Annotated in this window: 24 protein-coding genes; 14 read left to right on the top strand and 10 right to left on the bottom strand. The window is 63.1% G+C overall.

Annotation, left to right across the window (positions count from 1 at the left end):
- Positions 1–10: 10 nt before the first annotated feature.
- On the top strand, positions 11–490 hold the full coding sequence (locus KTR60_RS17925) for a VOC family protein (protein WP_228401103.1): 480 nt from the start codon (positions 11–13) through the stop codon (positions 488–490).
- Positions 491–534: 44 nt separating this feature from the next.
- On the opposite strand, the gene KTR60_RS17920 is transcribed toward KTR60_RS17925, so the two are convergent.
- The 9 genes from KTR60_RS17920 to KTR60_RS17880 form a co-directional block, all read right to left on the bottom strand.
- Positions 535–1,467: a D-isomer specific 2-hydroxyacid dehydrogenase family protein gene (locus KTR60_RS17920; protein ID WP_030536631.1), complete on the bottom strand. Its 933-nt coding sequence runs from the start codon at positions 1,465–1,467 to the stop codon at positions 535–537.
- Positions 1,468–1,476: 9 nt separating this feature from the next.
- On the bottom strand, positions 1,477–1,875 hold the full coding sequence (locus tag KTR60_RS17915; RefSeq protein WP_003944463.1) for an ectoine synthase: 399 nt from the start codon (positions 1,873–1,875) through the stop codon (positions 1,477–1,479).
- 15 nt (positions 1,876–1,890) lie between these two features.
- A complete protein-coding gene (ectB, locus tag KTR60_RS17910) occupies positions 1,891–3,153 on the bottom strand; it encodes a diaminobutyrate--2-oxoglutarate transaminase (RefSeq protein ID WP_007731008.1) in 1,263 nt (420 codons plus the stop codon).
- A 48-nt stretch (positions 3,154–3,201) separates the two neighbouring features.
- The gene (ectA, locus tag KTR60_RS17905) at positions 3,202–3,717 is read right to left on the bottom strand and encodes a diaminobutyrate acetyltransferase (RefSeq protein ID WP_003944572.1); all 516 of its coding nucleotides are present in this window, start codon (positions 3,715–3,717) and stop codon (positions 3,202–3,204) included.
- Positions 3,718–3,877: 160 nt separating this feature from the next.
- Positions 3,878–5,977 (bottom strand): RecQ family ATP-dependent DNA helicase, encoded by a 2,100-nt coding sequence (locus tag KTR60_RS17900; protein ID WP_030536630.1) that lies wholly within the window; start codon positions 5,975–5,977, stop codon positions 3,878–3,880.
- A gap of 39 nt (positions 5,978–6,016) precedes the next feature.
- On the bottom strand, positions 6,017–6,838 hold the full coding sequence (locus KTR60_RS17895) for a MerR family transcriptional regulator (RefSeq protein ID WP_007731010.1): 822 nt from the start codon (positions 6,836–6,838) through the stop codon (positions 6,017–6,019).
- 53 nt (positions 6,839–6,891) lie between these two features.
- Entirely contained in the window at positions 6,892–7,773 is an 882-nt protein-coding gene (locus tag KTR60_RS17890) for a ribokinase (RefSeq protein ID WP_030536629.1), read from the bottom strand.
- Positions 7,770–9,212, bottom strand: a complete 1,443-nt coding sequence (locus KTR60_RS17885) for an MFS transporter (protein WP_003944479.1) — start codon at positions 9,210–9,212, stop codon at positions 7,770–7,772. The genes KTR60_RS17890 and KTR60_RS17885 overlap by 4 nt, the downstream gene beginning before the upstream one ends.
- A 243-nt stretch (positions 9,213–9,455) precedes the next feature.
- Positions 9,456–10,559: an NADH:flavin oxidoreductase/NADH oxidase gene (locus tag KTR60_RS17880; protein WP_042924054.1), complete on the bottom strand. Its 1,104-nt coding sequence runs from the start codon at positions 10,557–10,559 to the stop codon at positions 9,456–9,458.
- A gap of 241 nt (positions 10,560–10,800) precedes the next feature.
- On the opposite strand from KTR60_RS17880, the gene KTR60_RS17875 reads away from it, so the two are divergent.
- The 12 genes from KTR60_RS17875 to holA all read left to right on the top strand — a co-directional run bounded on the left by KTR60_RS17875 (position 10,801) and on the right by holA (position 23,212).
- On the top strand, positions 10,801–12,087 hold the full coding sequence (locus tag KTR60_RS17875; RefSeq protein ID WP_192712956.1) for a glutamate-5-semialdehyde dehydrogenase: 1,287 nt from the start codon (positions 10,801–10,803) through the stop codon (positions 12,085–12,087).
- Positions 12,088–12,127: 40 nt separating this feature from the next.
- Positions 12,128–13,039, top strand: a complete 912-nt coding sequence (locus KTR60_RS17870; protein WP_003944506.1) for an AAA family ATPase — start codon at positions 12,128–12,130, stop codon at positions 13,037–13,039.
- Between the two features lie 8 nt (positions 13,040–13,047).
- The gene (locus KTR60_RS17865) at positions 13,048–14,511 is read left to right on the top strand and encodes a vWA domain-containing protein (RefSeq protein ID WP_007731020.1); all 1,464 of its coding nucleotides are present in this window, start codon (positions 13,048–13,050) and stop codon (positions 14,509–14,511) included.
- A gap of 63 nt (positions 14,512–14,574) precedes the next feature.
- Positions 14,575–15,246, top strand: a complete 672-nt coding sequence (nadD, locus tag KTR60_RS17860) for a nicotinate-nucleotide adenylyltransferase (protein WP_007731022.1) — start codon at positions 14,575–14,577, stop codon at positions 15,244–15,246.
- Between the two features lie 46 nt (positions 15,247–15,292).
- Positions 15,293–15,739 carry a ribosome silencing factor gene (rsfS, locus tag KTR60_RS17855; protein ID WP_003944502.1) on the top strand — a complete coding sequence of 149 codons (447 nt, stop codon included), beginning with the start codon at positions 15,293–15,295 and terminating at the stop codon, positions 15,737–15,739.
- Complete coding sequence (locus KTR60_RS17850; protein ID WP_019749053.1) at positions 15,736–16,410, top strand: histidine phosphatase family protein; 675 nt, start codon at positions 15,736–15,738, stop codon at positions 16,408–16,410. The genes rsfS and KTR60_RS17850 overlap by 4 nt, the downstream gene beginning before the upstream one ends.
- Positions 16,397–17,179, top strand: a complete 783-nt coding sequence (gene octT / locus KTR60_RS17845; protein WP_030536627.1) for a diglucosylglycerate octanoyltransferase — start codon at positions 16,397–16,399, stop codon at positions 17,177–17,179. Before KTR60_RS17850 ends, octT begins: the two co-directional genes overlap by 14 nt.
- A gap of 4 nt (positions 17,180–17,183) precedes the next feature.
- A complete protein-coding gene (locus KTR60_RS17840) occupies positions 17,184–18,026 on the top strand; it encodes a DegV family protein (protein WP_228401102.1) in 843 nt (280 codons plus the stop codon).
- A 199-nt stretch (positions 18,027–18,225) separates the two neighbouring features.
- Positions 18,226–18,849: a LysE family translocator gene (locus tag KTR60_RS17835; RefSeq protein WP_228401101.1), complete on the top strand. Its 624-nt coding sequence runs from the start codon at positions 18,226–18,228 to the stop codon at positions 18,847–18,849.
- 126 nt (positions 18,850–18,975) lie between these two features.
- Entirely contained in the window at positions 18,976–19,884 is a 909-nt protein-coding gene (locus KTR60_RS17830; protein WP_228401100.1) for a ComEA family DNA-binding protein, read from the top strand.
- Positions 19,881–22,238 (top strand): ComEC/Rec2 family competence protein, encoded by a 2,358-nt coding sequence (locus KTR60_RS17825; protein ID WP_228401099.1) that lies wholly within the window; start codon positions 19,881–19,883, stop codon positions 22,236–22,238. Before KTR60_RS17830 ends, KTR60_RS17825 begins: the two co-directional genes overlap by 4 nt.
- Positions 22,235–23,212, top strand: coding sequence for a DNA polymerase III subunit delta (gene holA / locus KTR60_RS17820; protein WP_228401098.1), 978 nt, complete (start codon positions 22,235–22,237; stop codon positions 23,210–23,212). The genes KTR60_RS17825 and holA overlap by 4 nt, the downstream gene beginning before the upstream one ends.
- A gap of 161 nt (positions 23,213–23,373) precedes the next feature.
- On the opposite strand, the gene rpsT is transcribed toward holA, so the two are convergent.
- A complete protein-coding gene (rpsT, locus tag KTR60_RS17815; protein ID WP_003944567.1) occupies positions 23,374–23,634 on the bottom strand; it encodes a 30S ribosomal protein S20 in 261 nt (86 codons plus the stop codon).
- Between the two features lie 197 nt (positions 23,635–23,831).
- Between rpsT and KTR60_RS17810 the strand changes: the two genes are divergently transcribed.
- Entirely contained in the window at positions 23,832–25,457 is a 1,626-nt protein-coding gene (locus KTR60_RS17810) for a circularly permuted type 2 ATP-grasp protein (protein ID WP_003944471.1), read from the top strand.
- Positions 25,458–25,487: the final 30 nt, after the last annotated feature.

The raw sequence follows: 25,487 nt of genomic DNA, 5'->3' as shown, positions 1-25,487 counted from the left end.
ACTCGTAGACATGAACACAGTGAACCCAATCCCCGCTGGTTACCGCACGATCACTCCCTACCTCGCGGTGCCGGACGGTCATGCCGCACTCGACTACTACAAACGAGCACTTGGAGCTGAGATAGTCGATGCGATGAACGCACCTGACGGCTCCCTCATGCATGCGGAGATCCGGATCGGCGATTCGATGCTGCAGCTTTCGCAGGAGATGCCGGACTTCGGACTCAAATCACCACAGGGCGGCTGGGTGCATTCGTCGATCGTCGTCTACACCGAGGACACGGACGGGTTTGTCGCTCGGGCAGTCGCCGAGGGAGGCACGCTGGTCACGGCTGTGGCCGATACATTTTCGGGCGACCGGCATGGAGTGTTTCTCGATCCGTTCGGCCACAGGTGGACAGTATGCACGAAGGTCGAGGATGTACCTGCCGAAGAGGTCGCTCGCCGGGCGCGGGCGCTCTTCTTTCCGGAGACGCAGTCGCCACAGTAATTTGTGGCAACCGTGGTCCGAGCATTCGAGCTTCGGCGGCGTACTCAGTATCCGGCTACTGGGTCCACGAGGGCAGCCAGCGCCTCACCCTTCGCGAAGCGGGTCACGTTCTTGGAGACGTGATCCGCGAAGGCAGCGGGGCGAACGCCTGGCGGGTTGGAATCGTGGGGTGTGATGATCGCATTCGTCAGATCCCACAGTGGGTGACCGTCCGGGAGGGGTTCGGGATCGGTGACGTCGAGACCGGCGCCGCCGATCTGTTCCGACTCGATGGCCTCGACCAGTGCGTCGGTGTCGACCAGTGATCCGCGCGCGACATTGATCACCCAGGAATGGGGTTGCATCGCCGCCAACTGCGCACGGCCCACGAGGTGACGGGTGGCCGGGGTGGCGGGTGCAGCAATCACGAAGTGATCTGCGCGAGAATAGATTTCATCCATCCTGGATGCGGGGTACGTCGAGATCGCCCCGGGGACCGGGCTACCGGAACGATTGACTGCGATGCTGTCCGCCCCCTGCGCGGCCAGCATCGGAATCAGCGCGCGGCCGATACCGCCTGCGCCGATGATCGCAACCGTCGAGCCACGAAGGGTGCCGATCTTGGGAAAGAACTCGAACTGACGCCACGTTCGAGCCTCGATGTGTGCAGGCAAGTGACGAACTCCGGCCAAGAGAAGCATGAGTGCATGCTCGGCCACCGACGCCGAAAACGCACCGGCCGCCGAGGTCCACGTGATTTCTGTGTCCCTCGGAATCACACCGGAGTCGAACCAATCCTCGATTCCCGCCGACGGAAGCTGCACCCACCTGACCGACGCCGGTAACTCCGACGGAAAGGTCTCGGGTGAGCCCGCCCAGATCAGGGCGTCCGCAGTGTCGATCGGACTGATCAGACCACCGCCCCGAAGCACCGCGCTGTCGAGCAGTGCATCGGGGACGGGGCCGATCGCTACGCGTGGAGAGGTGTCAGTCGCCATGACTAGACGCTACGCGGGGACCTCCACCAGTGGGTAGACACCGTTCTCGTCGTGCACCTCACGCCCGGTGACCGGCGGATTGAACACGCACAGCATGCGCATCTGCGTGTCCGGCTCGACGCGGTGACGCTCGTGGCCGTTGAGCAGGTACATCGACCCCGGTGCGAGATCGTATTCCTTGTTGTTGTCGAGGTCGATCAGCTTGCCGGTGCCCTCGACGAGCCAGACAGCCTCGACGTGGTTGGCGTAATGGAACTCGTTGACCGAACCCGCCTTGATGGTGGTCTCGTGGAACGAGAACCCGACGCGGTCGCCGCCGAGGACGATGCGCTTGCTGCGCCAGTTTCCGTCCTCACTCGTGATGTCGCGGTCGGTGTCGGTGATCTCGGTGGTGGTGCGAACGATCATGGGAGAGTCCTTCCTCTAGCTGCAGACCTTGAGTGTCGCCTCGGCCAGAATGGAGAGGCCGTGCTCGAGCTCGTCGTCGGTAATCGTCAGTGCGGGAAGCAGTTTCACAACCTGGTCGGAGGGTCCGGAGGTCTCGGCGAGCAATCCCTCGTCGAATGCCAACTGGCAGACCTTGCCGGCGCGCTCGGGCTGTTCGAACACGAGGCCCTGAACCAAGCCACGCCCGCGGTGCGAGACCTCGCCGGGGAACTGATCGGAGAGGTTGGCGAAGCATTCGCTGATGCGTGCGCCCTTCTTCAACGTCGTCTTGGTGAGGGCGTCGTCGGACCAGTAGTGGTCGAGTGCCACCTTGGAGGTGACGAACGCCGGGTTGTTGCCGCGGAAGGTGCCGTTGTGCTCGCCCGGTCCCCAGACGTCGAGTTCACGCTTGAACAGCGTGAGCGCCATCGGCATTCCGTAGCCGCTGATCGACTTGGACAACGTGACGATGTCGGGAACGATTCCGGCCTCTTCGAAGGAGAAGAACGGGCCGGTACGGCCGCAACCCATCTGGACGTCGTCGACGATCAACAGGATTCCGCGATCCGAGCACAGTGTTGCCAGCGCCCGAAGCCATTCGGGGCGAGCGACATTGACGCCACCTTCACCCTGCACGGTTTCGACGATCACTGCCGCGGGGCGGTTGATTCCACTGCCGGAATCATCGAGAACGCGGGAGAACCACTGGAAGTCCTCGGTGACGCCGTCGAAGTAGTTGTCGAAGGGCATCGGTGTCGTGTGCACGAGGGGGACACCGGCGCCCGCGCGCTTCATCGAGTTACCGGTCACGGAGAGTGCACCAAGTGTCATTCCGTGAAATGCGTTGGTGAAGTTGATGACTGCCGAACGTCCGGTGACTTTGCGGGCCAGCTTCAGTGCAGCCTCGACGGTGTTCGATCCGGTCGGGCCGGGGAACTGGACCTTGTAGTCCAGGCCGCGTGGCTCGAGGATGTTGCGCTGAAAGGTCTCGAGGAATTCGCGTTTGGCGACTGTCGACATGTCGAGGCCGTGCGTGATGCCGTCGCTCATGATGTAGTCGACCAGTGCGGATTTGAGCACCGGGTTGTTGTGGCCGTAGTTGAGGGCGCCGGCACCGGCGAAGAAATCGAGGTAGTCGCGCCCGTTCTCGTCACGAATCCAGGATCCGGATGCGCTGGTGAACACTGCGGGCCAGTCACGGCAGTAGCTGCGAACCTCGGACTCGAGGGTTTCAAAAATGCTTGCTTCGTTGATATTCATATCTTCTTTGTTCCTCCGGGGCATGCTGTATGCCGAGCGCGAAGTGCGCTAGGCGCCGATCGTGTAAAGATCTTCGGCTTCGTGTCCATCGGGAAAATCGTTGGGCGAGAACAAGGTCTGCCTGGTTATCGGTACTTCGCGTCGACGTGCGAGCGCGGTGAAGAGTGCGATCGAAGCCTCGTTGTCGGGGCTGATCGTGGTCTCCAGATGTGTAACACCCAGTGGGGCAGTGCGATCCATCAAGTCGGACAGCATGCGGGCAGCAATTGCCTTGCCGCGCTGGTCTTCGTCGACCGCAACTTGCCACACGAACAGGGTTTCCTGCGCGCTGGGACGGGTATAACCGGAAACGAATCCGACTACGCGGCCGTCTACCTCCGCGACGATGGACGTCGCGCTGAAATCCCTGCACCACAACAGGTATGCATAACTCGAATTGAGGTCGAGCACCTTCGAATCACGTGCGATCTCCCAGAGCCGGACTCCGTCATCGATCTGTGGGCTTCTGAACAACACCGCGTCCGGCGCGGTGGTCGGGATAGCTCTCGTATCAACAGGCTTCATCGGTCATCTGAACGTAACAATCATTGCTGTCGAAGTCATGCAGATGTCCGTTTCGGGCCGTGTGGAACCCGTTGCGCCCCAGGTGAGGACATGAATGTGATGGTGCTCACATTATGTAACTTTTGCCGTTGTCGGAGCGACTATTTCGGGCAAAAACTCGCTATTTCGGGCTTGCGAGCGCCAACGGAAGTACAGAGTGAGCACCAGCCTGTCGAAGTGCGCGCGCGGCCATCGTGAAAGTCCAACCGGTATCGGCGATTGCGTCGACAAGAAGTATCGGTCCCTGGTGGATGCTCATGTCCGGGACTTCCCAAACATCGACCAGTCCGGACACGCGGTAGGCGGAGTTCGCTGCCGACACCGGAGGGTGGTCGGGGCGCAAGCGAAGAGTGCCCAGGTCGGTCAATCGCCCGACCTCGGCCAACTTGGCAGCCAGGCTCGACACCAACAAAGGATGCGTCGTGGATTCGAGGGCCATGACACCGGTGGGTCGCTCGGCCCAATTCCAGGCGGCCAGAACGCTGATACACGCGCTGACCACCGCATCGGGTACCTCGGCGTCGGGACCGTCGAAAAGCGCGCGGAGACGTTGACCCCAGCCCAGGTCCGACATCCGTCCGAGAATGCGCCCGGTTTCGGGCCCCTCGGTGATCTTCCCGGACAGCTTGACGCCCAGCTTGCTCAGGCCGGTCGGCCACATCTTGCGCGGCTCCAGGTCGAATCCGGGGCGCTGCAAGCGCGCCCGAGTCTCGTCGAGGGCGGCGGTGTCGACAGTGGTGTCGTAGCGATTGCCTGTGCAGTTGTCACAGCGACCGCACTGTGAGTTCTCCGAGGTCAGACCAGGATCGTCGAGTTGTTCACGCAGGAAGGTCATTCGACACGTCGTGATGCTCTGGTACTCGACCATTGCGGCCTGCTCGGCCTGGCGGGCGTCGTCGAGTCGGCCGTAGCGCTCGGCGTCGTACACCCAGGGTTCGCCGGTGCTGATCCACCCGCCCTTGACGCGTTTGACCGCGCCGTCGACGTCGAGGACTTTGAGGACCATCTCGAGACGCGTGCGATTGAGCTCCACCAGAGGTTCGAGTGCCGGTGTCGACGTGGCCTTTTCGGTGTCGAGGTGTTCGATGACGCTGCGGACCAGGTGCTCGCGGGGGAAGGCGACCGAGGCGAAGTAACTCCAGATCTGCTTGTCCTCGGCGCCAGGCAGGAGGATCACGTCTGCCCTGTCGGTGGAACGACCGGCGCGGCCCACCTGCTGGTAGTACGAGATCGGCGACGACGGTGCGCCGAGGTGGACGACGAACCCGAGATCAGGCTTGTCGAAGCCCATCCCGAGTGCCGAGGTGGCCACCAGAGCCTTGACGCGATTACCCAACAAGTCCTGCTCGAGAGATTCACGTTCAGTGGGATCGGTCTGGCCCGTGTAGGCGGCGACGGTATGGCCGCGCTCGGAGAGCAGGCTTGCGAGGTCGCGCGCGGCCGAAACCGTCAGCGTGTAGATGATGCCCGAACCCGGCAGCGTCTCGAGCATGTCGGCAAGCCAGGCAGCGCGCGCCGTCGCCTCCGGAATGTGGACTACAGAGAGGTGAAGCGATTCGCGTTCGAGCCCGCCGCGAAGGACGAGGGTTTCCTCACCGCCGACGCCGAGTTGGGCGGACACGTCCTCGACGACGCGGTTGTTGGCCGTCGCCGTGGTTGCGAGGACGGGAATGCCCTCGCCGAGTTCGGCGATCAAGGTCCTGATGCGGCGGTAGTCGGGACGGAAGTCGTGGCCCCAGTCGGAAACGCAGTGAGCCTCGTCGACTACGACCAGGCCGGCATCAGCTGCCAGGGCCGGGAGCACCTGATCGCGGAAGTCAGGGTTGTTCAGACGCTCGGGGCTGACCAGAAGGACGTCGAGATCATTGGCTGCGACGCGGGCATGGATGTCGTCCCATTCGGTGACGTTGCCCGAATTGATGGTTGCGGCGCGCACTCCGGCACGTTCGGCAGAACTGACCTGGTTTCGCATCAGGGCCAACAACGGAGAGACGATGACGGTGGGGCCGTGGCCCGTTGCCCGGAGCAGCTTCGCCGAGATGAAGTAGACCGCAGATTTGCCCCAGCCGGTCCGCTGTACGACGAGCGCGCGTTTGCGCTGCACCACCAGCGCCTCGATGGCCGTCCACTGGTCCTCGCGTAGGCGGGCATCCGGCCCCGCGAGTTCGCGGAGCAGCCGCTCGGCTTCGTCGCGCATGGCTGGGGCAGTGGCGGTGGTCATGGACCCCATGGTGCACGACCCTGCCGACACGTGCGGGCTTCAGGCCTTGGCAACAGGTTCCTGCAGTTCGGTGACCCAGCCGTCGACATCCTCCGGGCACGCCAGCGTCACCTCACGGCTGGGGCCGGCATTGCGGTATCCCGCTGCGTCGATCCATTGGGCCAACGCCTGATAAGCGGGCAGGCAGTTGTCCATCGAACCCTTGTGCAGCAGCGAGGCCACGTGCTCTTCGGCCCGCAGGTCTACCACAGCGAACTCGTAGTCGCCATCGGGATTCGCGTCTACCGGTAGCGCCGCATGGACGACGACGTTCTCGTCGTCACCGGCATCCTCGTAGTAAGCGACAGCGGGTCCGATCGCGGCGATACCGGCACGATCCAGACCGGTACAAAGGCGCTCGTACAACCCGCGAACCACCGGGCCGATCGACGACGGATCCATCGTCTTGGCGGTACCGGTCAACTCCGCGACCCGCAGCGCCGGAACTGACTTGATCACAACCTCGTATGCGGACATCTGTCCCTCACTTTCGATGATCCGTAGGCGCGCCTGTACATGCGCCAGTCGCGCGGTGTCTTCCTGGATTCGGGTTTCGAGTTCTGCTCGGCGAAGCGTGAGCATCCCGCGGATCTCGTCGACGGTGACCGCCGACTCCACCACTTGCTGGACCTGGGCCAGAGTCAGGCCCAACTCCTTGAGAGCGACGATGCGGTTGAGCAGCGCCAACTGGCCCGCGGTGTACGAGCGATACCCGGTGGATGCGTCGACCCTCGCGGGTCTGAGCAGACCGATGGCGTCGTAGTGGCGGAGCATGCGCACCGACACACGACCGGCTCTCGCGAAGTCTCCGATGCTCAACATCCTTGATCGTCCCGTTTCTCTCTCACAAACCCGATACCTACAGGTTTACGACCTCACACGGTGTCAGAGTCAAGCTGTCGGTTCAGGACTTTTTCGATCGCAGCGCGAGTGGGTGACGACACCGACGCGCCGCGGACCGTCGTCGCCAGACTTCCCGCCGTGGCAGCGAACTGCAGGGCGCGGTCCTGGCCCTGCACCCACTCCACGGCGAAGGCGCCGGTGAAAGCATCGCCTGCGCCAGTTGTATCCACGGGTGTCACGGCCGGGGAGTCGGCGTGGATTGTCTCCTCGCCCGACCGGAGATCCGCGCCGCCGGCCCCGAGCGTCGTGACGAGGTATCGGACGCGACCGGTGACCGCGGCCAACTGCTCCGACTCGGTCTGGTTGACGATCAGGATGTCGACAGACTCGATCAGGGCGCCCGGAAGGTCTTGTACCGGTGAAGGATTGAGGATGACAGTTGTTCCGTTGGCACGCGCGTGCCGGGCCGCTGTGGTGACCGTGTCGAGGGGTATTTCGAGTTGGCACAGGAGAACGTCGGCGTGTGCGATCGCGTCGAGGTCTACTTCGGACAACGAGGTGACCGAGGAATTGGCGCCCGGGACGACGATGATGTTGTTCTCCGCGTCCTCGCTCACGGTGATGGCGGCAACGCCGCTCGGGCCGTCGACACTACGAAGCAACGCGGTGTCGACCCCGGCGTCTTGCAGGGTCTCGCGCAATTGGGTGCCGAAACCGTCGTCGCCGACCGCGCCGACGAACGACACGTCCCCACCGGCTTTCGCGGCGGCGATGGCCTGGTTGCTGCCTTTGCCTCCCGCCGCGGTGGCAAAGGCAGTGCCGAGTAGCGTTTCTCCCGGAGCGGGGAATCTGGACACTGACGTGGTCAGATCCATGTTGATACTGCCGACGACGACGATTCGAGGCGTGCTCATACCTCGAGGTTATCGGCCTTCATTCTCTTTCGACGAACCTTGCGGATGATCCGACGTGCTTCCTCGTCGGTGGCGACAGAGGGCGGAGAGCCGTCGAGTGGCTTGCGTGCGGTCTCGGGGATCATCAGGACTGCGATACCGCCGATCACGGCGGCGATCATCATGTACATCGGTGCGACCAAGTTGCTGCCCGTTGCACTTTCGAGGGCGGTGAGCACCAGGGGAGTGGTCCCGCCGAAGATGGAGACCGCGAGGTTGTATCCGATTGCCAAGCCGCCGTACCTGATTCCGGTCGGAAACAGTGCGGGAAGCACGGACGGGAACACTCCGACGAACAGCAGGAGCAAGCCGCCGAGAATTGCGAGTCCCAGGAAGACCGTCACGTAGTTGCCGACGCCGATCAGCAGGTAGGCAGGCAGGGACAGGACGAAGAATCCGATGAAACCGCTGAGCAGCAAGGGTTTACGCCCGACGCGGTCCGAGAACTTTCCGACGTAGCTGATTCCCATCATCATCACGATCATGACGATGATCATCAGAACGAGTCCGTGGGATTCGTCGTAACCCAACGTGTTGGTCAGATACGTCGGCATGTAGCTGAGCAGGCCGTAGTGAGCGATGTTGTACGTGGCCACCAGGACGATGCACAGAACAAGCGGACGCCAGTTGTCGACGAGAGTTTCGCGTAGTTTCTTGCCTGTGGATTCATCTGCGAGGGAGCGCTCTTCGGCCTGCTCCATCATCTGGAATGCGGGAGTTTCCTCCAAACGCAGACGGAGGTACAGGCCGATGAGACCCAGAGGTCCGGCGATGAGGAAGGGGATGCGCCAGCCCCACTGGAGGAGGTCCTCGGCACTGACGACGGTCTGGATGATCGTCACGATGCCCGCTGCCGCCACATATCCTGCCAGAGTCCCGAATTCGAGGAAGCTGGCGAAGAAACCCCGGCGCTTGTCCGGTGCGTATTCGGCGACGAACGTACTGGCTCCGCCGTATTCGCCGCCGGTGGAAAAGCCCTGCAGTAGGCGTAGGAGTACCAGCAGGATCGGGGCGGCGATACCGATGGATTCGTAGCTCGGGATGAGGCCGATGGCGAAGGTGCTGCCCGCCATCAGAATGATGGTGGTGGCCAGGACTTTCTTGCGTCCGATGCGGTCACCGAGTGGACCGAAGAACAATCCGCCGAGTGGGCGGACGATGAAGGCTGCCGCAAAAATTGCAAAGGTAGAGAGGAGTTGAGCGCTGCCGCTCGCGTCCGGGAAGAACACTTTTCCTATGGTGGTAGCTAGATATGCGTAAACGCCGAAATCGAACCACTCCATGGCATTTCCGAGCATCGTTGCCTTGACAGCGCGCTTGACGGACGCATTGTCGGTGACGCAGACATCGGGTGATTCGGCCACTTCGAGAGCGCTGATCGAGTTCTCTGGTGTAGTCATGACATGCGCTCCCCAGCGCAATCATCGAACCGAGCGGGGCACGTACCTGATGCACGCATCTTTTCGTTGCCCACTCGCCGATGAGCCGGTCGGGAAATCGAGCGTCCGCGTGCCCTGTGGCTCGTTGCGACCCCCGTCGCACGGCTCTGGCCCGCGGCAGTGTCCGGAGCCCACAGGGCTCCGGACTACCGGCAAGTAAGACGCTTACGCTATCAAAGTTGTGCGCGGGAGCCGATTTTCGGGCTAGAAGGCGCGGGCGTACTGCGACGGGATATGCGGTCCTACCTCGGCGTTCAGTTCACGGGCCGCCCGGCGCGCCCAGTAGGGATCACGCAACAGTTCGCGGCCGAGGAGCACCGCCACTGCGCTTCCGTCTTCGACGATCTTCTCGGCCTGTTCGGGTTCGGTGATGAGGCCGACGGCGGCGGCCGGTAGCAGGCTCTCGTTCTGCAGGCGACGGGCGAACGGAACCTGGTATCCCGGCTCCACCGGAATCTTGGCCGCCGGTGAATTACCGCCGGTGGACACGTCGACGAGATCGACGCCGTAGTCGGAGAGGATGTTGGCGAGGGCAACGGTCTGATCCGCGGTCCAGCTGTCGACCTCGAGCCCACGCTCTTCCGTCAGCCAATCGGTCGCCGAGACCCGGACGAAGAGCGGTAGCTCGGCCGGCCACACCTCGCGGACTGCGCTCAGGATTTCGAGGAGCAATCGGATGCGGTTCTCGAAGCTGCCTCCGTAGCGGTCCGTTCGCTTGTTGCTCTCGGGGGAGAGGAACTGATGGATCAGGTATCCGTGGGCCGCGTGAATTTCCACGACCTTGAATTCGGCCTTCAATGCGCGGGTAGCCGCCGCTGCGAAGTCCGCGACGACCTTCTCGATGCCCTCCGTGGTGAGCTCGACCGGATCGGCAAGGTGACCGAACGGAACCGCGCTCGGGGCAACCGTCTGCCACGAGAGTCGGTCGTCGGCGGGCAGACTCTTGCCGCCGCGCCACGGAACCTGCGTCGACGCTTTGCGTCCGGCGTGCGCCAGCTGAATTCCGGGCACTGCGCCGAAGTACGCGAGTTGCGCGTTGATCTCGGCGAAGGCTTGCGCCTGCGTGTCGTTCCAGATCCCCAGATCAGCTGCCGATATGCGGCCTTCGGGATTGACGGCCGTCGCCTCGGTGAGAATCAGGCCGGTGCCGCCGATTGCACGGCTCACCAGATGCGTGCGATGCCACTCGTTGGGCACTCCGACCTGGTCGCCGATGACGTCAGCGGAGTACTGGCACATCGGTGCCATCCAGACGCGGTTCGGGATGGTGACGCCGCGCAGGGTCAAAGGCTCGAACAACACACTCACGGATGGCTCCTGACTCGAAGAAGAAGGTCGGTGGGTGCAACAGTGTCGCGCGCCGGAATTGTTCCCCGGCGGTCCGCCGAAATGTTCGCAGGCGGTCCGCCGAAATGTTCGCAGGCGGTCCGCCGAAATGTTCGCAGGCGGTCCGCCTAAATGTTCGCAGGCGGTCCGCCGGAATGGTCCCGGGTGGTCACAGCCTCGTTCCGCCGAGCAGGCCGTCACGGTGGGTGGTTAATGTGTATTCATGACCGCTGTGACTTCCAACGCAGAAACCGTCGACTCGGACGCGTCCGACACCAAGTCCGTCGTGCACGACGCCGCACGCCGAGCCCGTAAGGCTTCGCGTGTCCTGGCTCTGCTGACCACGGCGCAGAAGGATGCTGCGCTCCACGCCGCAGCCGACGCGGTACTCGCGGCAAGTGATCGGATTCTCGCGGCCAACGCTCTCGATATCGACACCGCGAAGGCGGGCGGCACCGAGGAATCGCTGCTCGACCGTCTTCGTCTGACCGCTGACCGGATCGAGGGCATCGCGTCGGGTTTGCGTCAGGTTGCCGGACTACCCGATCCGATCGGTGAAGTGCTTCGTGGATCCACTCTGCCGAACGGTTTGGAACTACGTCAGCAGCGCGTTCCGCTCGGTGTCGTCGGTATGGTGTACGAGGCTCGTCCTAACGTGACCGTCGATGCCTTCGGGCTGACTCTCAAGTCGGGAAATGCTGCGCTGCTTCGTGGTTCGTCCTCGGCGGTCAAGTCCAACGAAGCGTTGGTGGCGGCTCTGCGTGCGTCGTTGGTTGATCAGGGACTGCCCGAGGATTCCGTTCAACTTCTGCCGAGTGCGGATCGCTCCACGGTCACTCATTTGATTCAGGCCCGTGGCCTCGTCGACGTCGTCATCCCGCGCGGCGGTGCCGGCTTGATCAGCGCCGTCGTGCGTGATGCCACCGTGCCCACCATCGAGACCGGTGTCGGTAACTGCCACGTCTATGTTCACTCGGCCGCCGATCTACTGATGGCCGAGAAGATTCTTCTCAACTCGAAAACCCGTCGGCCCAGTGTGTGCAACACGGCAGAGACGGTGCTGGTCGACGCCGCTATTGCCGAGACGGCCGTGCCGAAGCTGCTCCAAGCGCTCCAGATGCACGACGTCGTCGTGCACGGTGATCTGCCGGGACTGGTTCCCGCGACCGAGGACGACTGGTCGAAGGAATACCTCACCCTCGACGTCGCCCTCAAGGTCGTCAAGGACTTGGACGCTGCCGTCGAGCACATCGACCAGTACGGGACCGGCCACACCGAAGCCATCGTGACGTCCGATCTCTCGGCTGCCCGCGAGTTCACCGCTCGAGTCGACGCTGCGGCAGTGATGGTCAATGCGTCGACTGCCTTCACCGACGGTGAGCAGTTCGGGTTCGGCGCCGAGATCGGCATCTCCACCCAGAAACTGCACGCGCGTGGCCCCATGGGGCTACCGGAACTGACGTCCACCAAGTGGATCGTCTGGGGCGACGGGCATACCCGACCCGCCTGAAAAGTTCACCAGACTTGCCCCACCTCTCAAGGAGTTAACCGTGGACCGAGCACTTCCCGACACGACGCCGTTCTTCTCGACCGTCGACGACGTGATCGAACGGCTGGCCGAAACTGGCTATCTGTCCGACAAGGCCACCGCGACGGCAGTCTTCCTGGCCGATCGTCTGGGCAAGCCGCTGCTCATCGAGGGCCCGGCCGGTGTCGGAAAGACGGAACTCGCCCGCGCAGTCGCCCAGACCACGGGCGCAGAACTGGTGCGTCTGCAGTGCTACGAGGGCGTCGACGAGGCTCGTGCGCTGTACGAGTGGAACCACGCGAAGCAGATTCTTCGGATTCAGTCGGGCGGGGCGAGCGGAGCGAGGGGTGATGTCGCGGTCGACCACAGCTGGGATTCGACGAAGGCGGATGTGTTCTCGGAGGAGTTCCTGCTCGCTCGTCCACTGCTCAAGGCCATTCGCCGCGAGGACCCGACGGTGCTGTTGATCGACGAGACGGACAAGGCCGACGTCGAGATCGAAGGTCTGCTCCTCGAAGTGCTCAGCGACTTCGCGGTCACGATCCCCGAGCTCGGAACCATTACCGCCACCCGCAAGCCGTTCACGGTGTTGACCTCGAATGCCACTCGCGAACTCTCGGAGGCTCTGAAGCGTCGTTGCCTCTTCCTGCATCTCGACTTCCCGGACGCCGACCTCGAGCGTCGCATCCTCGCAAGCCGCGTGCCGGAGCTTCCTGAAGCGATTGCCGAGCAGCTGGTCAACACCATTCGTGTTCTTCGCGGAATGCAGCTCAAGAAGGTCCCTTCGGTATCCGAGACCATCGACTGGGGACGCACCCTTCTTGCTCTGGGCATGGACACTCTCGACGACGATGCCGTTCGCGCCACGCTCGGCGTGATCCTCAAGCACCAGTCGGACCAGGTGCGTGCCGCCGCTGAACTTCGGCTGAACTGAGGTCTGACATGGCTCCCGCAGCATCGACGTCGCCGCTCTCACCTGGCGGCCTGGCAGCGCCGCACGGGATTCCCGGTCACCTCGTCGATTTTGTCGAGGCTTTGCGACGACGCGGAATCATGGTCGGCCCGTCCGAGACAGTCGACGCCGGTCAGGTCATGTCTGTTCTCGACCTGCTCGATCGTGAAGCGCTTCGTGAAGGGCTGGCATGCTCGCTCCTGCGCAGGCCGACCCACCGGGCGACGTTCGACGCCGTCTTCGACCTGTGGTTCCCCAAGGCGATCGGTGACCGTGCGGTCGGCGACGTCGACGTCACACTGCCGCGCAAGCCAGACGGCTCGATCGACCTGCAGGCATTGCGTGAGCTGATCGCCGAACTGCTGACAGACGGCAGTGACGAGGCGATGGAGATGACCGAACTCCTGACCGCCGCGATGGTCGAGGAACTCGGGCAGTACCAGTCGAGCAACGGCCCGTCGTTCTCCGCCTATCAGGCGCTGCGTGACGTCGCCCCGGAGACGTTGCTCAACAAGATCCTGCAGGGCCTGCTCGGCAACCAGGAGGGTTCCGGGTCAGAGGGCAAGGACAACTCCGACTACCAGTCCGAGGTCGCCAAGCGCACGGCAGCGCAGCGCATCGCGGACTTCCGCAAGATGGTCGAGAAGGAAACGCGTCGACGCACAGCCGAGAATTTGGGCAAGGAGCGGGTCGCCACGTACGGCGTTCCGAAACTCGCCGAGGAAGTCGACTTCTTGCGAGCGTCCGATGCCGAACTCACCACGCTGAAGAAGAACGTCGCACCCCTGGCTCGCTTGTTGGCCAGTCGTCTCGCCGTGCGTCGTAGCCGCTCTCGCGCGGGTTCGATCGACCTACGTCGTACGTTGCGCAAGTCCATGTCGACGGGCGGAGTGCCGATCGATCTGGTGCAGCGCAAGCCGAAGCGGGCGCGGCCCGAACTTGTGGTGATGTGCGACGTGTCCGGCTCGGTGGCGGGGTTCAGCCATTTCACTCTGCTGCTCGTGAACGCTTTGCGTGAGCAGTTCTCGCGCGTGCGGGTGTTCGCGTTCATCGACACGACCGACGAGGTCACGCGGTTCTTCGACTCGAACGCAGACCTCGGATCAGCGATGTCACGGATGGTGCGTGAGGCCGAACTGATCACCTACGACGGCCACTCAGACTACGGACACGCCTTCGGAGTGTTCCAGGAGAAGTTTGCGCAGTCGATCACCAGTCGCACGTCGCTACTGGTACTCGGCGACGGTCGCAACAACTACCGCGATCCCAACCTTCAGTCGCTGTCGCAGATGGTGGCAGTAGCCAAGCACGCGCACTGGCTCAACCCCGAGCCGAAGGGGCAATGGGGAACGGGTGACTCCGCGGCGAAGGTCTACAACGAGGTCATCAGCATGCACGAGTGCCGCTCGGCCCAGCAGCTTGCCGACGTCGTGTCCCGTCTGCTGCCGGTCTGACCCGTAAGCTCGACACTCGTGCAGAAGGGACTATCGGTGGAACGTGCTCGACGCCTAGGAGTGATGGGTGGCACCTTCGACCCCATTCACCATGGCCACCTCGTTGCGGCCAGTGAGGTCGCCGACCGGTTCGGACTCGACGAAGTGATCTTCGTCCCCACCGGGCGGCCCTGGCAGAAGCAGGGGAAGGGCGTCAGTCCTGCCGAGGACCGGTACCTCATGACGGTCATCGCCACCGCCTCCAACCCGCGGTTTTCCGTCTCTCGGGTCGACGTCGACCGTGAAAAAGTGACGTACACCGTGGACACGCTGCGAGACCTCCGGGCCTACCACCCTGACGCCGAACTCTTCTTCATCACCGGTGCCGATGCGCTGGCCAGCATCCTTTCCTGGCAAGATTGGGAAGAGTTGTTCGCATTGGCGAAGTTCGTCGGGGTATCGCGACCGGGTTTCGATCTCAATGCAGAGCACCTGGCCGGTCACCTCGACACCATGCCCGCCGACGCGGTCACGTTGATAGAGATTCCGGCACTTGCCATTTCGTCGACCGAATGTCGGCGTCGGGCAAGTGAAGACCGCCCCGTCTGGTACCTGGTGCCGGACGGAGTGGTGCAGTACATCTCGAAGCGGAACCTGTATCGACCTGTCGACGCGGAGCGCCGCGACGGAGCTACAACGATGTCGGAGCCCGCACCGGGGAAGTCGGAAGCCGTCCCGGGCGCCGAATCGAGCTAGCCGAGAACAACAAGTACTTTCTGAAGACGAAACTGGAGAACATCGAGTGAGCGCAAACACCGAAGCCATCGACATGGCACGCATCGCGGCCTTGGCAGCCGACGAGAAGCTGGCCACCGAAGTGGTGGTGCTCGATGTGTCCGAACAGCTGGTCATCACGGACTGCTTCGTCATCGCATCTGCGACGAACGAGCGTCAGGTCAACTCGATTGTCGAGAACATCGAAGACCGTCTCCGCGAAGCGGGACACAAGCCGGTCCGCCGTGAAGGCACCCGCGAGGGCCGCTGGGCACTGCTCGACTACGCCGACATCGTCGTCCACGTCCAGCATGACGAGGAGCGCAACTTCTACGCTCTCGATCGTCTGTGGAAGGACTGCCCGACGGTCGAGGTCGAAGGCCTCGGACAGAACCGTCCCGGCCCCGCCGACGCCAACACGGTGTTCGAGACCGACACGGTTTCCGAGCCGGACGCGCAGGATCCCTCGCTGTGACTTCGTCGGCGCCCAGTGCGGCGTCGAACCCTGTCCGCCGGCTCATCCTGCTGCGTCACGGACAGACCGAATACAACGCCGACTCTCGGATGCAGGGGCAACTCGACACCGACCTGTCGGAGTTGGGACGCACGCAGGCCAAGAGTGCAGGTCCGGTGATCGCCGATCGCAGGCCGTTGACGATCGTGTCCTCGGATCTGCGTCGGGCGTACTTCACGGCCGTCGCAGTCGGTGATGCCGCCGGACTTCCGGTCCTCACCGACACGCGTCTGCGTGAGACACACCTGGGGGAATGGCAGGGCCTGACTCATCATGACGTCGACGAGCGCACTCCCGGTGTGCGATCTGCGTGGCGAGCGGATGCCACGTTGGCGCCGCCCGGCGGCGAAAGCCGAATCGACGTCGCGAATCGCAGCCTCCCCGTAGTTCACGAATTGCTCGACACGCACCCGGACTGGGCCGAGCGGCCCGTGGTTCTGGTGGCGCACGGAGGCTTGATCGCGGCACTGACAGCGGCATTGCTCGACTTACCCGTCGATCGCTGGGCCGTCCTCGGCGGATTGGGAAACACCAGTTGGGTGCAACTCAGTGGACATGGTGACGTCAAGTCGATCGAGTGGCGACTCGACGTATGGAATGCTTCTGCGAGTGTCGCAAATGACGTCCTCTGAAAGTGCCGACGGGCAGCGCCCCGTCCTCCTCGTACTCGCGGATTCGCTGTCGTATTTCGGCCCCAAAGGCGGCCTCGCGGCAGATCATCCACGCATCTGGCCCAACATCGTGGCCGACGAACTCGGCTGGGACGTCGAGTTGGTCGCCCGTATCGGATGGACGTGTCGCGACGCGTGGTGGGCACTGACTCAGGATCCTCGTGTGTGGGCGGCGGTGCCGCGGGCCGGCGCCGTCGTGTTCGCGGTCGGCGGGATGGACTCGCTGCCGTCCCCATTGCCTACCGCGCTCCGCGAGACCATCCGCTACGTTCGGCCACCCGCGCTTCGACGCGTGGTGCGCGAGGGTTATCAATGGCTGCAGCCGCGGCTTGCACCTCTGGGCCGCCCGGTCGCACTTCCGCCCAAGCTGAGCGTCGAGTATCTGGAAAGCTCGCGAAATGCGTTGGAGTACATGCGGCCGGAACTGCCGATGATCGCGACCCTGCCGTCAGTGCACCGCAGCGATGCCTACGCGAGCGTGCATGCCGGACGGCCTGCCGCGGTGTCCGCGATCACCGAGTGGGCTACGGAGAAAGACGTTCCCGTAGTCGACCTTGCGGATGCAGTGCGTGACAACGTCTTTTCCGAGAACGGCAATCCTGACGGCATTCACTGGGGTTGGGACGGTCACGTCGGCGTAGCCCGCGCGATGATCGCTGCGATTCGCGGGGTCGAGGCGCAGAAAGTGGTTTCGCCGGAACTGGTAGCACCGCCGAGCGAAGTCGGGTAGCAGAATGCCGGTCGTCGTCGTCACGGATTCCTCCGCCTGCATTCCGCAGGAGTCGGCCGACGCATGTGGCATTCAGGTTGTTCCGCTCCACGTGCTCCGTGACGGGTGCGACTTGCGAGAGGGCGTCGACGCAATGCCGAACGATCTGTCGGGAGTGACAACGGCCGGAGCGTCGCCCGCCGAGTTGTCCGAAGCGTACGCACGCGCCCTGGAGATGAGCGACGGTGACGGTGTCCTCGCCGTTCATATTTCACGCCAACTGTCGGGAACGTGGGAAGCCGGACGAGTCGCGGCCCAGGAGTTCGGTGGCGCTGTTCGGATCGTCGATTCACAGTCCGCCGGAATGGGTTTGGGATATCCCGCTCTCGAAGCTGCGCGCTTGGCCGAGAAGGGCGCTTCACTCGAAGAGGCATATGGCCGGGCGGTCGACGTTGCAAGTCGTGGGCGCTGCTACATCGTCGTCGACAAACTTGATCAATTGCGCCGGGGCGGACGAATCGGAACCGCAGCAGCGTTGCTGGGCACTGCATTGGCGATGAAGCCGATCCTGCATCTGGTGGACGGCAAGCTGGTGCTCGGCGAGAAAACACGTACCACCACCAAAGCGCTTGCACGCTTGGTGGATTCGGCCGTCGAGCGCGCTGGTCTCGGTCGTGTGGCGATAGCCGTGCATCACATGCGAGCGCGAGAGCGTGCGGACGGGATCGCGGAACAGTTGGCCGAGCGCATCCCCGATGTAGCGGAATCCGTGGTCACTGACTTCAGCGCGGTCATCGGAGCGCACGTCGGTGTCGGCGCGATCGGTGTGGTGGTGTGCCCGCTGCCGGACATCGACACGAGCGCCTGAGCGGTCTTGAACTATGCATTGTGGCTCGATCACTGTGCTGATGTCGATGCATCAAAACAAATCGATCGCGGAGAAGTTCGTTCGCTCGTATCATTCTCGATCGTGACCCGATAGCTCGAACTTCATGGTTACCGCTGTCGGAATGGGTCGGGGGACGACTCTTCGCAGAGCATTCGGGGCGCAGGGGGAGAGAAGTCGCATGCAGATTGGCAACCTGGCGAGTTTCGCAGTTCTTTGCCTGGCGTTGTCGATATCGCCGGGTCCCGATTCACTACTGGTGATCAAACTTGCGCTTGAACGTCGATTGTTCGGGTTCATGGTGGCTGCGGGATCCGCAATCGGATCGATTGCATGGGCAGCACTTGTTGCGGTGGGAGCGGCAAGTTTCCTGGCGCACACTCCAATGGCGGCAGCAGCACTCCATGTCGCGGGTGGTCTGTATTTGATGTACCTGGGTGTCCGGGAGTTTCTCTATCGGGACACTTCCGACATCGAATTGGATTCAATTGCTCTGCAGGCACAATCAACTGGATGGCGTGCATTCGCTCAGGGCTTCGTTTCGTGCATCCTCAATCCGAAGGTCGGATTGTTCTTTCTACTCGTGGCGCCGCAGTATGCGCAGCCATTGACGGTGTACTCCGTTCTCAGTCTCGGAATTGTCGATGCCGCGGTGGCATTCGGATGGCTTGGAATTCTTGCATTGGGCGCAGCCTTCATGTCGAAGAAACTGAGCGACGCACGAATTCGACAGCGTGTCTTCAGGTCGATGGGCCTGGTGATCACAGCCGTCGGCGTCTATGTAGTACTGAGCGCTTTCGCCTAGGCATTCTCCAGCCGGATCACTCGGTGACCACAACCAACCGCGAGACGAATTCTCCACAACCCTCGAGTTCTCCACAGCTTGAAATTGTTCGTCGTTGGCGGCGAGGTCTCTCGTTAGCGTCCAGTCATGAGGATCAGCGAGGAGCGCGAGCGGGCGCGTGATCGCCTCGCGGCGATGGACGGCAACTACAGGCGGCGACATGAGGACGTCGACGAATTCGAGGATTCAGCGTCTTTCGAGAGGTCCCCGCAGCCATTCGAGAGATCCCCCGAGTGGCTTCAGGACTTCGACGAGGACGAGTACGAAGCTCAACTCGACTCGTCACGGTTCGATCGACTGCCCGAGCGTTGGCGCGGAACGCGTTGGCGCCCGAGTCGATCGGCGACCTGGGTGTTGGCGATCGTCGCTGCACTGGCCACGGCTATCGGCTTGTTCACCGTGTGGTGGGATTCTCCGAGTATGCAGGCGGTCCCACCGCTGCCCTCGCCCCAGAATGTCACGGCGCCGACTGTCGCTGCCGACGATGGTGAATCAGCCAGTCCCGTACCTTCCGGTGTCGTAGCAGAGCAGCGGCCTGAGGCTCTGGTGGTCAGTGTTGTCGGACTCGTGCGCACGCCGGGTCTTGTCAACCTACCTCCGGGCTCGCGCATTGCCGACGCGCTCGCCGCGGCAGGCGGCGTGGTCGACGGCGCGGAGACGGTGGGCCTGAATCTGGCGCAGAAGCTTGCCGACGGTGATCAGATATTGGTGGGTGCGGCCGATCAGCTCGGCGGTGTTTCGCCGAGTTCGAGCACCACCGCGGGAAGTACCGGCGTTGCCGCTGCAGGTGAAACGGGCGGGGCCGGCATGGTGAACCTCAACACCGCTACCGAGGCCGAATTGGACGAGCTTCCCGGGGTGGGGCCGGTAACGGCTGCGGCGATTGTTTCCTGGCGCACCTCCAACGGAAAGTTCACGGACATCGAGCAATTGGGGGAAGTCGACGGGATCGGCCCGGCAAGGTTGGCAAAGCTGCGAGTGCTGGTGTCGGTATGAACGAATCGGAGGTCCGGCCCGTTCTCGACGCTCGACTGCTTCCGTCTGCCGTCGCAGTGTGGGGGAGCAGCGCGGTGGGGACCTTGTACGGTGCGACCACTGCGTGGGTGCTGGCGGCATGTTCGGTTCCAGCGGCAATCCTGACTGTCGTGGCTGTGCGCCGGACATCTGCGGGGTGGGCACGAATCATGTTGGCGGCATTACTGTTCGGTGCCGGATGCAGTGTCGTCAGCGGATGGCGGGCGTCCGAGGCGGAGAGTCACCCACTGGCCCGAGCTGCCCGCGAAGGAGCCTGGGTGAGTGTCGAAGTGGAACCCACTGAGGATCCGCACGTGGTCTCCGGCGCGGCGGGTCAAGGTCAGGTCTTCTTTCGGGCAACCGTCAATTTGGTGACTGCACACAACGACAGCTACTCCGGAGGCGGCTCGGTCACCATCCGGGCGCCCAGTTCGTCGTGGCTCGAAGTTGTTCCAGGGCAGAGCCTCACGGTTCGCGGCCGGGCGGGTCAGCCCTGGCGTAGCGATTCCACGCTCGCCGTGATCACGTCCGAAGGGCCTCCCGTCGCGGTGGGAGAACTGCCCTGGTACCAGCGATGGGCGAGCGTGGTGCGCACTCGTTTCGCGGCCGCGTGCTCGGCTGCACTCCCGCCGGATCAGGCAGGTCTGCTGCCTGGCCTCGTCGTCGGAGACACGTCGGCGTTGTCGCCGGTGGTGAAGGATAACTTCACCGTTGCCGGGCTTTCCCACCTCACCGCGGTATCCGGCGCCAACATCAGCATTCTGCTCGGGGCCGTTCTGCTGTTGGTCAGAGCAGCGGCGCTGAGTCCGCGGGTCGGCGCCGTCTTGGCACTGATGGCCCTCGTCGCTTTTGTTGTCGTCGCGAGGCCGTCGCCGAGTGTTCTGCGTGCGTCGGTGATGGGCCTGATCGGCCTGCTCAGTTTGGTCACCGGTCGTCGCAAACAGGCACTGCCTGCTCTTGCCGCCGCCGTCATCGTTCTGGTTGGCGTGATGCCCGAGCTTGCCGTCGACTGGGGATTTGCGCTCTCGACCACGGCCACCGGAGCACTGGTGGTCATTGCCCTCGTGTGGGTGGATGTTCTCCGTCGACGAAGTTGGCCTCGATGGCTCGCGGAGATGACAGCCGTCTCGAGTGCTGCGTTTGTCGTGACTGCACCGTTGGTGGGCGCCATGGCGGGAACAATCAGTGTCGTCACGATTGCCGCGAACATGGCAGTAGCTCCGGTGATCGGAATTGTCACGGTGTTCGGTGCGGTGATTGCTCTGTGCGCGCTGATCAGTCCATCGATTGCCGTGTTCATTGCTCCGCTCGTCCGGCCTCCGATGGGGTGGCTGCTGTACGTGTCCGAGCGAGCGGCGGCGCTTCCCGGAGCGTCGGTGGTGGTGCCGTCAGGACTCATCGGCGCTCTCGTCGTCGTGGGCGTCTTACTGGTCGTAGCACTGACGCTGTGGAATCGGATCTCGAGATGGGTGGTCGGCGTCCTCGTTCTGGGAGTTGTTCTAGCGCTCGTCTTTCAACACGTGTTCGGGGGTGGTCGTATTGCTCCGGGGTGGGTACTGGTGATGTGCGACGTCGGTCAGGGGGACGGTCTTGTGCTCTCGACCGGCGACGGCAGGGTGATCGTCGTCGATGTCGGTCCTGATCCCACGTCGATGGATCGTTGCCTGAACATGTTGGACGTCAGCGACATCGCGTTGCTCGTGATCAGTCATTTTCACGCCGATCACATCGGAGGATTGGAAGCAGTTCTGGGTGGGCGTTCGGTCGCTGCGATCGGAGTCGGGTCGATGTTGTTGCCGGAGTCAGGTTTTCGGTCGGTGAAGAGTGCTGCCGACTCGCAGGCCGTTCCGGTTGTCTCGTTGCGGGCGGATGCAGAGTTGACGTTGGGATCGGTGCGCATGGAGGTTCTCGGTCCGTTGGTTCCGGCTCCCCGCGATTCCGTCTACGCCGCGGATGCTGCCAACGATCAGTCGCTGGTGGTGATGGCGCACACGGGCGCGGGTCGAATTCTGTTGACGGGCGATGCCGAAGTTGCGGGGGAGGAGGCCATCCTCCGATCGGGAACGGACGTGAGGGCCGATGTGTTGAAGCTGCCCCATCACGGTTCCCGGACCACGTCGTCGGCATTTCTGGAAGCGGTGCGTCCGAGGTTGACGATGATCAGCGTCGGCGCCGGCAACGGTTTCGGGCACCCGAATGCTGAGGTTCTCGACGAACTGGCGTCGTTGGGTGGGGCGGTGGTTCGGACGGACGTCGACGGCACTGTCGCGGTGTACGGCGGGGGCGGCGGGTCTGTGTCGATCGTGTCGGTTCCTCGTGGGACCATCTTCGGGTGAGTAATCCGTCTGGAGTCGATCCGCTGCATCTTGTTCTGGGGGACGACGAGTTCCTCATCGACCGCACGGTATCGCAGCTCATCAGAGCCGTCCGCGGTGACCGCGGCCAGGGCATTTCGGATCTCCCGGTAACCAAGATGCGTGCCGGAGACACCAATGCTCCCGAGTTGGCTGAGCTGCTCAGCCCTTCTCTTTTTGCCGAAGATCGTGTGATCGTCTTGGAATCGGCAGCAGAAGCAGGCAAGGATGCCGTAGCTCTTGTACTCGAAGCGGCGCGCGAGCCTGCGGAAGGTGTGGTTCTGATCGTCGTGCACTCGGGCGGTGGTCGCGCGAAGGCGTTGGCACCCGCGCTCGAGAAGCTCGGTGCCACGGTGCACAGCTGCGGAAAACTGAACAAGAGTCAGCTGGTCGACTTCGTTCGCGGTGAGTTCCGGACCGCCGACGTCAGGGTTGCGCCCGACGCGATCGCAGCGATGATCGAAAGTGTCGGCTCCAACCTCCGCGAACTGGCATCGGCCTGCTCACAATTGGCGGCAGATACCGGCGGCAAGATCGACGTCGAAGCAGTCCACAAGTACTACTCGGGCAAGGCCGAGGTCTCCGGCTTCGACGTGGCCGACAAAGTCATCGTCGGTGATACCCGGGGTGCACTCGAGGCTCTGCGATGGGCCGATCAGATCGGAACTGCCCATGTTCTGCTCGCTGATGCCCTCGCCGACGCAGTCCACACCATCGCGAAGGTCGGCCCGTTTGCGCGGGGCGGTGACCCGTTCCGGCTGGCGTCGGATCTCGGGATGCCGCCGTGGAAGGTCAAGAAGGCGATCAAGGAAGTCGGCGGCTGGGATCCCACGTCGATCGGCGCTGCAATGCAGATCGTCGCCGCCCTCAATGCCGACGTGAAGGGCGCCGCAGTCGACTCGTCCTTCGCGCTGGAGATAGCAGTGCGGAAAGTGTGTGCACTGCGGAAAAACTGAGGACACGATGTCTCAGAACGAGGTTGGTCGGCAGTAGTCCCGCGACCGCCGAGCCACCCGTCCCTTCAGCCCGATCGAGAACGCAAAATAGCCGCCTGGTCTTTCGACCTGGCGGCTATCGAGACGAACCAGTATGACGGCGAACCGTCACAGTGGAAACGTCAGAGCTTGTTGGCAGCCTGCGAGAGTGCAGACTTCTTGTTGGCAGCCTGGTTGGCGTGAATGACGCCCTTGCTGGCTGCCTTGTCGAGCTTGCGGCTGGTGGAGACGAGGAGCTCGTTGGCCTTGTCCTTGTCACCGGCTGCCGCAGCCTCGCGGAATGAACGGATCGCGGTACGCAGCGAGGACTTCACCGACTGGTTACGGAGTCGGGCCGCCTCGTTGGTACGGATTCGCTTCACCTGGGACTTGATGTTGGCCACGCGTAAAATCCTTGTCGTCTTTAGCTGGTTACGGTCGAGAAAGCTGTGGGCGCACTGATGCACCGACTGGCAAGATTACCAGCCGAGGGCCCAAGAACCCAAACCGTCGCACGTTGCGTCTGTCGAGAAGGGTACACCGAGCGCCCGATTTCTCGCCGCGCTGCCGAATAGCCCCACTTGTAGCAGCATGTTGCCCTATGACGCCGCCGCCTTCGAAAAGTTCGAGTAAAACAGGTTCGACCACCACCCGAGCGCGTCCTGCCGCAGTGTTCGACGGATATTCAGACATCGGTCGCTACGAGTTGGCTTTCGACGAGATGTTCGAGCCCGACGGCTCGGTGCGTGGTCCGTACAAGGGTGTGTACAAAGCCCTGGCGCCGACGAGCAGCGCCGACCTCGCCGCGCGTGCCGACGCACTCGGACGCGCATTCATCGACCAAGGTGTGACGTTTTCGCTGTCCGGGCAGGAACGACCCTTCCCGTTGGATCTGGTGCCACGCGTCATCGCTGCCCAGGAGTGGTCGCGGCTGGAAAAGGGCATCAAACAGCGGGTGAAGGCGCTCGAGTTGTTTCTCGCGGACATTTACGGAGAGCAGCGAATCCTGCGCGATCACGTGTTGCCGCGCCGCCTGGTCACCTCGTGTGAGCACTTCCACCGTGAAGCGGCAGGCATCGTGCCGCCCAACGGTGTGCGAATTCACGTCGCGGGTATCGACCTGGTCCGAGACGAGGCGGGAGAGTTCCGAGTTCTCGAGGACAATCTGCGATCTCCGTCCGGTGTCTCCTATGTGATGGAAAACCGTCGCACCATGACTCGGGTGTTCCCGGATCTGTTCATGTCCCACAAGGTGCGGGCGGTCGGTGATTACGCAACACATCTGCTGAGGGCGCTGCGTGCGGGTGCTGCACTCAACGAAGCGGACCCGACAGTGGTTGTTCTCACACCGGGTATCGCCAATTCCGCCTATTTCGAGCATTCGTTGCTCGCTCGTCAGATGGGTGTGGAACTCGTCGAAGGTCGCGACCTGTTCTGCCGCGACAACATGGTGTATATGCGCACGACGGAAGGCGAGCGCCAGGTCGATGTCATCTATCGCCGCATCGACGACGAGTATCTCGACCCGATGCACTTCCGTCCGGATTCGATTCTCGGCGTCGCAGGCCTACTGAATGCGGCGCGGGCGGGCAACGTGGTGATCTCGAGCGCCGTCGGCAACGGAGTCGGTGACGACAAACTCGTCTATACCTACGTTCCGCAGATCATCGACTACTACCTCGGTGAGAAGCCGCTCTTGCAGAACGTCGACACGTTCCGCTGTTGGTTGGACGAGGAGTGCGAGCAAGTCCTCGACCGCGTCGCCGAACTGGTCATCAAGCCGGTGGAAGGGTCCGGCGGCTATGGAATCGTCTTCGGACCCGACGCGAGCCCCAAGGAACTGGCCGCGATCACCCGCAAGATCAAGGCAGACCCGCGCGGGTGGATTGCGCAGCCACTCGTGCAGTTGTCCACGGTGCCGACCAAGATCGACGATGTTCTCTCGCCGCGCCACGTGGACTTGCGGCCCTTTGCCGTCAACGACGGTGAGGACGTGTGGGTGTTGCCCGGCGGCCTGACCCGGGTGGCACTTCCGGAAGGTTCGCTGGTGGTCAACTCCAGCCAGGGCGGCGGAAGCAAGGACACGTGGGTGCTTGCGAGTCGCACCTCTGACGAAGACCCAGAGTTGTCAGGCGAGGAACTGGTGTCCGAGCCCCCGGAATCCGCGGAGCCGGTGCAGGGTCCCGAACTGAGCACCTCGCAGCAACAACAGCAGCAGCAACAGTGAACACCTCGGAAGTGCCCAGCTACCAAGAAC

Origin of the sequence: Rhodococcus sp. C1 (genome assembly GCF_020809065.1) — a bacterium.
GTDB classification, from domain to species: domain Bacteria; phylum Actinomycetota; class Actinomycetes; order Mycobacteriales; family Mycobacteriaceae; genus Rhodococcus_F; species Rhodococcus_F qingshengii.
The sequence above is the reverse complement of the archived record's forward strand: the minus strand, read 5'-3'. Positions and strand labels throughout refer to the sequence as shown.